Origin of the sequence: uncultured Polaribacter sp. (assembly GCF_947503875.1) — a bacterium.
Taxonomy (GTDB): domain Bacteria; phylum Bacteroidota; class Bacteroidia; order Flavobacteriales; family Flavobacteriaceae; genus Polaribacter.
Map to the genome: position 1 here is coordinate 306,766 of NZ_CANNFH010000001.1, position 12,155 is coordinate 318,920.

23 protein-coding genes are annotated in these 12,155 nt (G+C 33.1%); all 23 read left to right on the forward strand.

The genetic code is table 11. The features are described 5' to 3' along the window. Window positions 1-2 precede the first annotated feature (2 nt). The 23 genes from rpsC (at window position 3) to carA (ending at window position 12,031) form a co-directional block, all read left to right on the forward strand. On the forward strand, window positions 3-722 hold the full coding sequence (gene rpsC / locus Q0684_RS01355) for a 30S ribosomal protein S3 (protein ID WP_299012239.1): 720 nt from the start codon (window positions 3-5) through the stop codon (window positions 720-722). A gap of 22 nt (window positions 723-744) precedes the next feature. After that, window positions 745-1,176, forward strand: coding sequence for a 50S ribosomal protein L16 (gene rplP, locus Q0684_RS01360; RefSeq protein ID WP_298765577.1), 432 nt, complete (start codon window positions 745-747; stop codon window positions 1,174-1,176). An 11-nt stretch (window positions 1,177-1,187) separates the two neighbouring features. Continuing rightward, complete coding sequence (rpmC, locus tag Q0684_RS01365) at window positions 1,188-1,379, forward strand: 50S ribosomal protein L29 (protein ID WP_298765574.1); 192 nt, start codon at window positions 1,188-1,190, stop codon at window positions 1,377-1,379. Between the two features lie 20 nt (window positions 1,380-1,399). Continuing rightward, window positions 1,400-1,657, forward strand: a complete 258-nt coding sequence (rpsQ, locus tag Q0684_RS01370; RefSeq protein WP_065320234.1) for a 30S ribosomal protein S17 — start codon at window positions 1,400-1,402, stop codon at window positions 1,655-1,657. Between the two features lies 1 nt (window position 1,658). Next, entirely contained in the window at window positions 1,659-2,027 is a 369-nt protein-coding gene (gene rplN / locus Q0684_RS01375) for a 50S ribosomal protein L14 (RefSeq protein ID WP_004568733.1), read from the forward strand. A gap of 12 nt (window positions 2,028-2,039) precedes the next feature. Next, complete coding sequence (gene rplX, locus Q0684_RS01380) at window positions 2,040-2,342, forward strand: 50S ribosomal protein L24 (protein WP_299012240.1); 303 nt, start codon at window positions 2,040-2,042, stop codon at window positions 2,340-2,342. A gap of 8 nt (window positions 2,343-2,350) precedes the next feature. Next, window positions 2,351-2,902: a 50S ribosomal protein L5 gene (gene rplE / locus Q0684_RS01385; RefSeq protein WP_299012241.1), complete on the forward strand. Its 552-nt coding sequence runs from the start codon at window positions 2,351-2,353 to the stop codon at window positions 2,900-2,902. A 3-nt stretch (window positions 2,903-2,905) separates the two neighbouring features. Next, the gene (rpsN, locus tag Q0684_RS01390) at window positions 2,906-3,175 is read left to right on the forward strand and encodes a 30S ribosomal protein S14 (RefSeq protein WP_015482233.1); all 270 of its coding nucleotides are present in this window, start codon (window positions 2,906-2,908) and stop codon (window positions 3,173-3,175) included. Between the two features lie 163 nt (window positions 3,176-3,338). Beyond that, window positions 3,339-3,737 carry a 30S ribosomal protein S8 gene (rpsH, locus tag Q0684_RS01395; protein WP_138536144.1) on the forward strand — a complete coding sequence of 133 codons (399 nt, stop codon included), beginning with the start codon at window positions 3,339-3,341 and terminating at the stop codon, window positions 3,735-3,737. A gap of 10 nt (window positions 3,738-3,747) precedes the next feature. Beyond that, window positions 3,748-4,293: a 50S ribosomal protein L6 gene (rplF, locus tag Q0684_RS01400; protein WP_299012242.1), complete on the forward strand. Its 546-nt coding sequence runs from the start codon at window positions 3,748-3,750 to the stop codon at window positions 4,291-4,293. A gap of 12 nt (window positions 4,294-4,305) precedes the next feature. Then, window positions 4,306-4,656, forward strand: a complete 351-nt coding sequence (rplR, locus tag Q0684_RS01405) for a 50S ribosomal protein L18 (RefSeq protein WP_299012243.1) — start codon at window positions 4,306-4,308, stop codon at window positions 4,654-4,656. 3 nt (window positions 4,657-4,659) lie between these two features. After that, a complete protein-coding gene (rpsE, locus tag Q0684_RS01410) occupies window positions 4,660-5,184 on the forward strand; it encodes a 30S ribosomal protein S5 (RefSeq protein WP_299012469.1) in 525 nt (174 codons plus the stop codon). An 11-nt stretch (window positions 5,185-5,195) separates the two neighbouring features. Then, the gene (rpmD, locus tag Q0684_RS01415) at window positions 5,196-5,378 is read left to right on the forward strand and encodes a 50S ribosomal protein L30 (RefSeq protein WP_299012244.1); all 183 of its coding nucleotides are present in this window, start codon (window positions 5,196-5,198) and stop codon (window positions 5,376-5,378) included. A 12-nt stretch (window positions 5,379-5,390) separates the two neighbouring features. Then, window positions 5,391-5,843 carry a 50S ribosomal protein L15 gene (rplO, locus tag Q0684_RS01420; RefSeq protein WP_299012245.1) on the forward strand — a complete coding sequence of 151 codons (453 nt, stop codon included), beginning with the start codon at window positions 5,391-5,393 and terminating at the stop codon, window positions 5,841-5,843. A 12-nt stretch (window positions 5,844-5,855) separates the two neighbouring features. Further along, window positions 5,856-7,178, forward strand: coding sequence for a preprotein translocase subunit SecY (gene secY, locus Q0684_RS01425; RefSeq protein WP_299012246.1), 1,323 nt, complete (start codon window positions 5,856-5,858; stop codon window positions 7,176-7,178). 1 nt (window position 7,179) lies between these two features. Then, window positions 7,180-7,395, forward strand: a complete 216-nt coding sequence (gene infA, locus Q0684_RS01430; RefSeq protein WP_004568721.1) for a translation initiation factor IF-1 — start codon at window positions 7,180-7,182, stop codon at window positions 7,393-7,395. Between the two features lie 13 nt (window positions 7,396-7,408). Beyond that, window positions 7,409-7,525 carry a type B 50S ribosomal protein L36 gene (gene ykgO, locus Q0684_RS01435; protein ID WP_004568720.1) on the forward strand — a complete coding sequence of 39 codons (117 nt, stop codon included), beginning with the start codon at window positions 7,409-7,411 and terminating at the stop codon, window positions 7,523-7,525. Continuing rightward, the gene (gene rpsM, locus Q0684_RS01440) at window positions 7,525-7,890 is read left to right on the forward strand and encodes a 30S ribosomal protein S13 (protein ID WP_299012247.1); all 366 of its coding nucleotides are present in this window, start codon (window positions 7,525-7,527) and stop codon (window positions 7,888-7,890) included. The genes ykgO and rpsM overlap by 1 nt, the downstream gene beginning before the upstream one ends. 87 nt (window positions 7,891-7,977) lie before the next feature. Beyond that, the gene (rpsK, locus tag Q0684_RS01445; RefSeq protein WP_299012248.1) at window positions 7,978-8,361 is read left to right on the forward strand and encodes a 30S ribosomal protein S11; all 384 of its coding nucleotides are present in this window, start codon (window positions 7,978-7,980) and stop codon (window positions 8,359-8,361) included. A gap of 143 nt (window positions 8,362-8,504) precedes the next feature. Continuing rightward, entirely contained in the window at window positions 8,505-9,110 is a 606-nt protein-coding gene (gene rpsD, locus Q0684_RS01450; protein ID WP_299012249.1) for a 30S ribosomal protein S4, read from the forward strand. Between the two features lie 96 nt (window positions 9,111-9,206). Beyond that, the gene (locus Q0684_RS01455) at window positions 9,207-10,199 is read left to right on the forward strand and encodes a DNA-directed RNA polymerase subunit alpha (RefSeq protein ID WP_299012250.1); all 993 of its coding nucleotides are present in this window, start codon (window positions 9,207-9,209) and stop codon (window positions 10,197-10,199) included. Between the two features lie 65 nt (window positions 10,200-10,264). After that, window positions 10,265-10,738 carry a 50S ribosomal protein L17 gene (gene rplQ, locus Q0684_RS01460; protein WP_299012251.1) on the forward strand — a complete coding sequence of 158 codons (474 nt, stop codon included), beginning with the start codon at window positions 10,265-10,267 and terminating at the stop codon, window positions 10,736-10,738. 183 nt (window positions 10,739-10,921) lie between these two features. Beyond that, the gene (carA, locus tag Q0684_RS01465) at window positions 10,922-12,031 is read left to right on the forward strand and encodes a glutamine-hydrolyzing carbamoyl-phosphate synthase small subunit (RefSeq protein WP_299012252.1); all 1,110 of its coding nucleotides are present in this window, start codon (window positions 10,922-10,924) and stop codon (window positions 12,029-12,031) included. Window positions 12,032-12,155: the final 124 nt, after the last annotated feature.

Consider the following 12,155-nt stretch of genomic DNA (forward strand, 5'->3'; position numbering starts at 1 on the left):
AAATGGGACAAAAAACTAATCCAATAGGGAATCGTTTAGGAATCATCAGAGGTTGGGAATCTAACTGGTATGGTGGTAATGACTACGGAGATAAGATTGCGGAAGATGATAAGATAAGAAAGTATATACATGCTAGATTATCTAAAGCAAGTGTTTCAAGAGTAATTATAGAGCGTACACTTAAACTTGTAACCGTTACTATTACTACTGCAAGACCTGGTATTATTATCGGTAAAGGTGGTCAGGAAGTAGACAAGTTAAAAGAAGAGCTTAAGAAAATTACTGGAAAAGAAGTTCAGATTAATATATTCGAGATTAAAAGACCAGAATTAGATGCAAGATTAGTTGCAACTAGTGTTGCTCGTCAGATTGAGAATAGAATTTCTTACAAGAGAGCTATTAAAATGGCTATTCAAGCAACTATGAGAATGAATGCTGAAGGGATCAAAATCCAGATTTCAGGTCGTTTAAATGGTGCAGAAATGGCACGTTCAGAACATTTTAAAGAAGGTAGAATACCGCTTTCTACTTTTAGAGCTGACATTGATTATTCACTTGTTGAAGCGCATACTACATACGGAAGGTTAGGTGTGAAAGTATGGATTATGAAGGGCGAAGTATATGGTAAAAGAGAATTATCTCCTTTAGTAGGATTGTCTAAGAAGCAGTCTGGTGGTAAAGGTGGTGATAGATCTAAGCGTACACCTCGTAGAAGAAAATAATTTTTAAAAGTAGAAATTAAAAATGTTACAGCCAAAAAGAGTAAAATACCGTAAGGTACAGAAGGCGAAAGGGAATATGACTGGGAATTCTCAAAGAGGAAACCAGCTTTCTAATGGTATGTTTGGAATAAAATCTGTAGATCAGAATTTATTAACATCACGTCAGATAGAAGCAGCTCGTATTGCAGCTACTCGTCATATGAAAAGAGAAGGGCAGTTATGGATTAAAATATTTCCAGACAAACCTATTACAGCGAAACCGTTAGAGGTACGTATGGGTAAAGGTAAAGGTGCACCATCTCATTTTGTATCGGTTGTTAAACCAGGTAGAATTTTGTTTGAAGTTGGTGGAGTACCAATGGAAGTAGCAAAAGAAGCTTTACGTTTAGCAGCTCAAAAACTTCCAGTAAGAACGAAGTTTGTTATAGCAAGAGATTTTGATATTAACGCTTAATTCTAAATAGAATGAAACAATCAGAAATAAAAGAATTATCTGTAGCTGATCTTAATGAAAAGCTAGGAGCGTTACAGAAAAATTATACTGATCTTAAGATGGCTCATGCCATAACTCCAATGGAAAACCCATTGCAGTTAAGAAGCTTAAGAAGAACTGTAGCAAGAATTGCAACAGAATTAACAAAAAGAGAATTACAATAATTCTATAGTCAATTTTAAAGATGGAAAAAAGAAATCTTAGAAAAGAGAGAATTGGTGTTGTATCTAGTAACAAAATGGAGAAATCTATTGTTGTTGCAGAAACTAAAAGAGTAAAGCACCCAATGTACGGAAAGTTCGTATTAAAGACTAAGAAGTACGTTGCACACGACGAACAGAATGATTGCAACGAAGGAGATACAGTTAGGATAATGGAAACAAGACCTATGAGTAAATCTAAACGTTGGAGATTAGTAGAAATCCTAGAAAGAGCTAAATAATATGTTACAGACAGAATCAAGATTAAAAGTCGCAGATAATACTGGAGCAAAAGAAGTTTTAGTAATTAGAGTTTTAGGAGGTACAAGAAAAAGATATGCAAGTATTGGAGACAAGATTGTTGTATCTGTAAAATCTGCAACTCCAAACGGAACTGTTAAGAAAGGTCAAGTATCTAGAGCAGTTGTTGTAAGAACAAAAAAAGAAGTAAGACGTAAGGACGGATCTTATATTAGATTTGATGATAACGCTTGTGTACTTTTAAATCCTACAGAGGAAATGAGAGGAACACGTGTTTTCGGTCCTGTTGCACGTGAGCTTCGTGAGAAACAATTCATGAAAATAGTATCATTAGCACCTGAAGTGCTTTAACATTATAATAAAATGAAGAAGTTTAAATTAAAATCAGGAGATACTGTAAAAGTAATTGCAGGAGATCATAAAGGATCTGAAGGTAAAGTTTTACAAATTATCAAAGATAAGGATAGAGTTTTAGTAGAAGGTGTAAACTTAGTTTCTAAGCATACAAAACCTAGTGCTCAAAGTCCTCAAGGTGGTATTGTAAAGAAAGAAGCTTCATTACACATCTCTAACGTTATGTTAGTAGAAGAGGGTGTAGCTGTAAGAGTAGGTTATAAAGTTGATGGAGATACTAAATCTAGAGTCTCTAAAAAAACGAATAAATAATAATAATCATGAGTTACGTACCAAGATTAAAAGCAGAATATAAAGAAAGAGTAGTTTCTACTCTTACTGAAGAATTCAGTTATAAGAATGTAATGCAGGTGCCAAAATTAGAAAAAATTGTAGTTTCTAAAGGTGTTGGTGCAGCTATTGCAGATAAGAAGTTAATAGATTATGCTTTAGAAGAATTGACTAAAATTACAGGTCAAAAAGCGATATCTACGATGTCTAAAAAAGATGTTGCATCTTTTAAATTACGTAAGGGTATGCCAATTGGGGCAAAAGTTACTTTACGTGGCGATAAAATGTATGAGTTTTTAGATAGATTAGTTACTGCCTCTTTACCACGTGTAAGAGACTTTAACGGTATAAAAGCAAACGGTTTTGATGGTAGAGGTAATTACAATTTAGGAATTACTGAACAAATCATTTACCCAGAGATTAATATTGACCAAGTTAAGAAAATCAACGGTATGGATATTACATTTGTAACATCTGCAGACACTGATAAAGAAGCGAAGTCATTATTGGCAGAATTAGGTTTACCATTCAAAAAAAATTAAGAAATGGCTAAAGAATCAATGAAAGCGCGTGAGCGCAAAAGAGAACGTACAGTTGCAAAATATGCTGAGAAAAGGAAAGCTTTAAAAGAAGCTGGAGATTATGAAGCTTTGCAGAAACTTCCAAAAAATGCATCGCCTGTAAGATTACACAACAGATGTAAATTAACGGGTCGTCCTAAAGGATATATGAGACAGTTTGGAATTTCTCGTGTTACTTTTCGTGAAATGGCAAATCAAGGATTAATACCAGGTGTTAAAAAAGCAAGTTGGTAGAATTTTTGAATAAAGCTTAATTATTAAAAATAGAATGTGTACATTTGCACGCTCTATTTTTTTTGAGTATAAGAATGTTAACTGATTAAAGGTTCAAAATTCACAGATTTATCTGTAAGTACAATAGAGTTTTTTGAAAACCATAATCGCAATTTAAATAAATATGTATACAGATCCAATCGCGGATTTTCTTACAAGAGTAAGAAATGCTATCGCAGCAGGACACAGAGTAGTGGAAATTCCAGCTTCAAACTTGAAGAAGGAAATGACTAAGATTTTGTTTGATCAGGGGTATATTTTAAGCTATCAGTTTAATGCAGATAAAGTGCAAGGAACTATTAAGATTGCTTTAAAATATGACAAAGAAACAAAAGAGTCAGTAATTAGAAAAATTCAACGAATTAGTACACCAGGTTTACGTAAGTACGTCGGCTCTACAGAGATGCCAAGAGTATTAAACGGTCTTGGAATTGCTATTGTTTCAACATCTAAAGGTGTTATGACAAACAAGAAAGCACGTCAAGAAAACGTTGGAGGAGAAGTTTTATGTTACGTTTATTAAACCTAAGGAGATGAGTAGAATTGGTAAAAACCCAGTTAGCATCGCACAAGGTGTAGATGTAAACATAAAAGACAATGTAATTACAGTTAAAGGAAAGTTGGGAGAATTATCTCAAACTATTTCACAAGGTATTACTGTAAGTATAGACGATGCTATAATTACTTTAGAAAGAGCATCAGAAAGTAAAGACCATAAAGCACAACATGGTTTAATGAGAGCTTTAATTGCTAATATGATTGAAGGTGTAAGTAAAGGTTGGTCTAAAGACTTAGAATTAGTAGGTGTTGGTTATAGAGCCTCTAATCAAGGTCAAAAATTAGACTTAGCTTTAGGTTTCTCTCATAATATTGTTTTAGAATTGGCTCCAGAAGTTAAAGTAGAAACAATATCTGAGAAAGGGAAAAACCCAATCATTAAATTAACTTCTTTTGACAAGCAATTAGTTGGTCAAATCGCTGCAAAGATTCGTTCTTTCAGAGCTCCAGAACCATATAAAGGGAAAGGTGTTAAGTTTGTTGGTGAAGTATTAAGAAGAAAAGCAGGTAAATCTGCATAATAATATAGCATTATGGCATTATCAAAGCTAGAAAGAAGAGCTAGAATAAAGCGTAGAATCAGAAAGATTATTTCTGGGACTCCTACAAAACCAAGGTTATCGGTTTTTAGAAGTAATAAAGAAATTTATGCGCAATTAATAGATGATGAAAACGGAGTAACTTTAGCTTCAGTTTCATCTAGAGATAAAGGGTTAAAAGCAGCATCAAAATCAGAGGCAGCAAATGCAGTAGGTAAAGCTATCGCAGAAAAAGCATCAAAATCTGGTATTGAAACAGTTGCTTTTGATAGAAATGGTTATTTATACCATGGTAGAGTTAAAGTATTAGCAGAAGCTGCAAGAGAAGCTGGTTTAAAATTTTAAGAAATTATGCAAGGTTATAAAAACGTAGAAAGAGTTAAACCAAGCGGATTAGAGCTTGTAGATAGATTAGTTGGTGTACAACGTGTAACTAAAGTAACAAAGGGTGGTAGAGCATTTGGTTTCTCTGCTATTGTTGTTGTTGGTGATGGTAATGGAGTAGTTGGACATGGATTAGGGAAATCTAAGGATGTATCATCTGCAATTGCTAAGGCAGTTGAAGATGCAAAGAAAAATTTAGTAAGAATACCTATTTTAGAAGGTACTTTACCTCACGAACAAAAAGGTAAATTCGGCGGAGCAAAGATTTTTATCAAGCCTGCTTCTCCTGGTACAGGGGTTATTGCTGGTGGTGCTGTACGTATTGTATTAGAATCTGTTGGGGTGCATGATGTATTATCAAAATCTCAAGGATCTTCTAATCCTCACAATGCAGTTAAGGCAACTTTTGATGCTTTATTACAGTTACGTAGTGCTGCAGATATTGCAAAGCAAAGAGGTATTTCTTTAGAAAAAGTATTTAACGGATAAATCTAAGAACGATGGCGAAAATTAAAGTTACACAAGTAAAAAGTCAAATCGGGCGTTTAAAGAATCAAAAGAGAACTTTAGAGGCATTAGGTTTACGTAGATTAAACCAAACTGTAGAACATGAGGCAACTCCTACAATTGTTGGTATGGTAAATACAGTTAAACACTTAGTTTCTGTTGAAGAAACTAAATAACAATATTATATTATGAGTAGTTTACATAGTTTAACACCAGCAGAGGGATCTGTAAAAAAAGGCAAAAGAATCGCACGTGGTGAAGGTTCTGGTCATGGTGGTACCTCTACAAGAGGGCACAAGGGACAAAAATCTCGTTCGGGTTATTCTAGGAAAATTGGTTTTGAAGGTGGACAAATGCCACTTCAAAGACGTGTTCCTAAGTTTGGTTTTACAAACATTAACCGTAAAGAATACCAAGGTATTAACTTAGATAAGTTGCAAGCTTTGGTAGATAGCGGGAAATTAACGGATACAGTTAATTTAGATATTTTAGTTGCTAACGGTTTAGTTGGTAAAAATGACCTAGTTAAAATCTTAGGAAATGGAGAATTAAAGTCTAAATTGAATATAACTGTACACAAGTTTACAGCATCAGCAAAAGCAGCTATTGAAGCGGCAGGAGGTGAAGCTGTGGCTTTATAAGAAAACTGAGATATGAGTTTTATTAATACGCTAAGAGACATTTTTAAAATAGAAGAATTAAAAAACAAAATTCTTCTTACAATCGGTTTAATTGCTGTGTATCGTTTTATGGCGGCTGTACCTTTACCAGGTATAGACCCATTGCAACTGTCAGCATTAAAAGAGAGTACTTCAGGAGGTCTTTTAGGATTATTGAATGCATTTACAGGTGGAGCTTTTGCTAGAGCATCGGTTATGGCGCTCGGTATTATGCCTTACATTTCTGCATCTATTGTAGTTCAATTAATGGGAATTGCGGTTCCTTATTTGCAAAAGTTACAGAAAGACGGAGAAAGCGGGCGTAAAAAGATAACCCAGATTACTAGATGGTTAACAATTGGTATAACTTTAGTTCAGGCGCCTACTTATATTACTGCAATTAAAACACAATTTGGTCTTGGACCAGAGGCTTTTCTTGTTAGTGGCGCAACATTTTGGATTTCATCTATTATCATATTAACAGCGGGTACAATATTTGCTATGTGGCTAGGTGAGCGTATTACTGAGAAAGGAATTGGTAATGGTATTTCCTTATTAATTACTGTGGGTATTATTGCTAATTTTCCGGCGGCATTTCTTCAAGAACTTTCGGCTAAAACCAACAATGCGGGTGCTGGTGGTTTTATGATGATATTAATAGAGATCATTGTTTGGTTTGTGGTAATTTTATTAACTGTCTTGTTGGTTACAGCAGTTAGAAAAATAGCAGTGCAGTATGCTAGAAGAACTGTGGCAGGTAACATTCAGAATGTAGCAGGTTCAAGAGATTATATTCCATTGAAGTTAAATGCTGCAGGTGTAATGCCAATTATTTTTGCTCAAGCAATTATGTTTTTACCTGTTGCCTTAGCTCAAAAATTTCCAGCTATTGCTAGTTTACAGGATATTAATGGTTTTGGGTACAATGTTATATTTGCATTGTTAATTATCATATTTAGTTTCTTTTATACAGCAATTACTATTCCAACAAATAAGATGGCTGAAGATTTAAAAAGGAGTGGTGGTTTTATACCTGGAATTAGGCCAGGCGCAGATACTGCAGAAAAATTAGATAGTGTTTTATCTAGAATAACATTCCCTGGATCTTTATTTTTAGCTGCCTTATCTATATTGCCAGCAATTGTAGTGCAGTTTGGAGTACAACAAAGTTGGGCAATGTTTTATGGTGGTACATCATTAATAATAATGGTAGGTGTGGCTATAGACACTATGCAACAAATTAATTCCTACATGTTAAATCGTCATTATGACGGCTTAATGAAAGCGGGAAATAGCAACAGAAAATCGAATAAATAGTATGGCTAAACAATCAGCAATTCAACAAGACGGAACTATAACAGAGGCATTATCAAATGCTATGTTTCGTGTAGAATTAGAGAACGGACATATAGTTACGGCTCACATTTCAGGAAAAATGCGTATGCATTATATTAAATTATTACCAGGTGATAAGGTAAAATTAGAAATGAGCCCATACGATTTATCAAAAGCAAGAATTACTTACAGATACTAAAAACAATAAACAGATGAAAGTTAGAGCATCAGTTAAAAAAAGAAGTGCCGACTGCAAAATAGTGCGCAGAAAAGGTAGATTATACGTAATTAATAAACAAAATCCTAGATTTAAACAAAGACAAGGGTAATGGCAAGAATAGCAGGTATTGATATTCCAAAGAATAAAAGAGGGGTTATTGCTTTAACTTACATCTTTGGTATAGGAAACAGTAGAGCTAAATCAATTTTAGCAGAAGCAAAAGTAGACGAAAGTATTAAAGTTCAAGACTGGACTGATGATCAAATCGCAGCAATTAGAGAGCAAGCAGGTAGTTTTACTATAGAAGGTGAATTACGTTCTGAAGTTCAGATAAACATTAAACGTTTAATGGATATTGGTTGTCAAAGAGGGATTCGTCATAGATTAGGTCTTCCTCTAAGAGGTCAAAGAACTAAAAACAACTCTCGTACTAGAAAAGGTAAGAGAAAAACGGTAGCTAACAAGAAAAAATAAGTTAGAGATTAAATTAGTTATTAGTATTTAGTGTGCCGTACTTTACTGTGCAATTTACTAAAAAACGATAGCTGAATATTTTAAATTATGGCAAAAGCAAGTACAAAAAAACGTAAAGTAATTATTGATGCTATAGGAGAAGCGCATGTAACAGCTTCTTTTAACAATATCATTATTTCTTTAACAAATAAAAAAGGTGACGTTATTTCTTGGTCGTCTGCAGGTAAAATGGGTTTTAGAGGTTCTAAAAAGAATACTCCTTATGCAGCCCAATTAGCAGCAGAAGACTGTGCAAACGTAGCAAAGGAAGCAGGTTTACGTAAAGTAAAAGTTTATGTAAAAGGACCGGGAAATGGTAGAGAATCTGCAATAAGATCTATACACAATGCAGGTATTGAAGTAACAGAAATTATTGATGTCACTCCTATTCCACATAATGGTTGTCGCCCACCTAAAAGAAGAAGAGTTTAAGAATTTTTAAATTAAAGTAGATTTTTTATAAAGTCTACTTTAATTATTTATTCGCAGTATTTATTTATATTTTAACTTGTTAGGAAATCGATTATCGAAGGAGAACGCCTTAATTCATAATCCCTAACTATAATAACAAAGAAATGGCAAGATATACAGGACCAAAAACTAAGATTGCTCGTAAATTTGGTGAAGCAATTTTTGGAGAAGACAAAAACTTCGAAAAAAGAAATTATCCTCCAGGACAGCATGGTAATGCTAGAAGAAGAGGAAAAAAATCTGAATATGCTACTCAATTAATGGAGAAGCAAAAAGCGAAATATACATATGGTATATTAGAGCGTCAGTTTAGAAACTTATTTAAAGACGCTTCTGCATCTCAAGGAATTACTGGTGAAATTTTATTACAATTATGTGAGTCTCGTTTAGACAATGTAGTGTATAGAATGGGAGTTAGTAAATCTAGAAGTGGTGCTCGTCAATTAGTATCTCATAGACATATTACAGTTAACGGAGAAATAGTTAATGTGCCATCTTATAGATTAAAAGAAGGTGATGTAGTAGCTGTTAGAGAAAAGTCTAAATCGTTACAAGCTATAGAGGATGCTTTAGCATCTAATAGTAATGTGTTTGAATGGTTGACTTGGAATAATGATACTAAAACAGGAACTTTTGTTAAAGTACCAGAAAGATTACAAATTCCAGAGAACATTAAAGAACAATTAATCGTAGAATTATATTCTAAGTAATAAATTATTAATATTGGTATTAGGCCAAAGGGTTTTTAAGTATTTCTTCACACTTACAAACCGCGCAACCAAATAACAATTAAAACGAAGAAAACAATGGCAATTTTAAATTTTCAGAAACCAGATAAGGTAATAATGGTTGAATCTACTGATTTTACAGGTAGATTTGAGTTTAGACCTTTAGAACCGGGTTTTGGTTTAACAGTGGGAAATGCTTTAAGAAGAGTTCTTTTATCTTCTTTAGAAGGATTTGCAATTACATCCTTAAGATTAGATGGTGTAGAGCACGAATTTAGCACAGTACCAGGTGTGGTAGAAGATGTTACAGAAATTATCTTAAATTTAAAACAAGTACGTTTTAAAAAGCAAATAGACGAGACTGACAGGGAAACAGTATCAGTTTCTGTATCTGGACAAGATCAATTTACTGCAGGAGATTTACAAAAATTTATTTCTGGATTTCAAGTTTTAAATCCAGATTTAGTAATTTGTAATATGGATAAATCTGTAAAATTAAATGCAGAAATCAATATTGAAAAAGGTAGAGGGTTTGTACCTGCAGAGGAAAATAAAAAGGCTTCTGCGCCAATTGGAACTATTTTTACAGATTCTATTTACACACCAATTAAGAACGTTAAGTACGCAATTGAAAACTTTCGTGTAGAGCAGAAAACGGATTATGAAAAGTTAGTTTTTGATATTGATACTGATGGTTCTATAAATCCTAAAGATGCTTTAACAGAAGCTGCTAAGATTTTAATTCACCACTTTATGTTATTCTCTGATGAGCGTATCACTTTAGAGGCAGATGAAATTGCACAAACTGAAACATATGATGAGGAATCATTGCATATGCGTCAATTATTAAAAACTAGATTAATCGATATGGATTTATCTGTAAGAGCTTTAAATTGTTTAAAGGCTGCAGAAGTAGATACTTTAGGAGATTTAGTTTCATTTAACAAAAGCGATTTAATGAAGTTTAGAAACTTTGGTAAAAAGTCTTTAACAGAGCTAGAAGAATTAGTTATTGTTAAGGGTTTAAGTTTCGGTATGGATTTAGCAAAATACAAATTAGATAAAGATTAACCTTTCATATTTTGCTCCTCAAAGAGAGTAGATGCAAGATGAAAGCATAAAACAAACGTCACACAATGAGACACGGAAAAAAACACAATCATTTAGGTAGAAAGACAGCGCATAGAAAAGCAATGTTAGCAAATATGGCTTGTTCTTTAATAGAACACAAACGTATTAATACTACTGTAGCAAAGGCAAAAGCATTAAGAGTTTTTGTAGAGCCTTTAATTACTAAATCTAAAGCAGATACAACTCATAACAGACGTATTGTATTCTCTTATTTGCGTGATAAATATGCAGTAACAGAATTATTTAGAGAAATTTCTGTAAAAGTTGCAGATAGACCAGGAGGTTATATTCGTATTATTAAATTAGGAAACCGTCAGGGAGATAATGCTCCTATGGCTATGGTAGAATTAGTTGATTACAACGAAATCTATAATCCTAAAGGTAAAAAAGCAAAGAAATCTACAAGAAGGGGAAGAAGCAAAAAGGCTGATTCTGCTCAAGTAGAAGAAACTGCAACCGAGGGAAAATCTGAAGAATAGTTAAAAAATGAAAGTTTTTTAAAAATATAGTTAAGGGATAAGCGTTCGCGTTTATCCCTTTTTTTATGACTTTTTAGGTCCTAATCATATTTTGTTAAAAACCATTATTAAATTACAAAAAATTAAAGCTTATAATTTGTAGCTTTGTATTACAACACAACAACAACATAGTAATAACTAGAAATGAAATATCAAACTAGAAAAAAGGCATTAGTATTATTAGCAGACGGAACCATTTTTTACGGAAAGTCTGTGGGTATTGAAGGAACTTCTACTGGAGAAATTTGCTTTAATACGGGAATGACGGGTTATCAAGAAATTTTTACAGATCCTTCTTATTTTGGTCAAATTATGGTAACAGCCAATGCACATATTGGTAATTATGGTGTTAACGATAAGGAAGTAGAATCGGATGGTATTAAAATATCTGGTTTAATTTGTAGAAATTTTAGTTTTACACATTCTAGAGTAGATTCAGATGGTAATTTAAAAGACTATTTTGAAAAATATAATTTGGTTGCCATTTCAGATGTAGATACAAGAGCTCTAGTAGCTTATATTAGAGACAATGGTGCTATGAACGCTATTATTTCTACAGAAGTAGATAATATTGAAAACTTAAAAAAGCAGCTAGCAAGTGTTCCAAGTATGGAAGGTTTAGAATTAGCGTCTAAGGTATCTACCAAAGAACCTTATTTTGTTGGTGATAAAAATGCTCCTATTAAAATTTCTGCTTTGGATATTGGTATAAAAAAGAATATCCTAAGAAATTTGGAAAGCAGAGGCGCTTATATTAAAGTGTTTCCTTTTAATTCTAGTTTTGAAGACCTAGAAGCATTTAAACCTGATGGCTATTTTATTTCTAATGGTCCAGGAGATCCAGAGCCATTAGTAGATGCACAAAACGTAGCTAAAGAAATTATTAAAAGAGATTTACCTTTGTTTGGTATTTGTTTAGGGCACCAAATAATTGCGTTGGCCAATGGTATTTCTACCTATAAAATGCATAATGGTCATAGAGGTATAAATCACCCAGTAAAGAATTTACTTACGGGTAAAGGAGAAATTACATCACAAAATCATGGTTTTGCAATTCATAAAGAAGAAACAGAAGCAAACGAAAATGTAGAGATTACGCATGTTCATTTAAACGATCATACTGTGGCAGGTATTAGAATGAAAAACAAACCTGTTTTTTCTGTACAATATCATCCAGAGGCTAGTCCTGGTCCAAATGATTCTGTTTATCTTTTTGATGAGTTTATAGAGCTTTTAAAAAGCGCTAAGAATTAACCTTTTTTAGGTTTAAACTAATATTGAAAACGTTTTCGTAAGAAAGCGCTACAAACCATAGCTTAAGGCTATCTATTTTGTAGATTAGCAACATTATTAAAAATAGAATTATCTTAAATAAAAA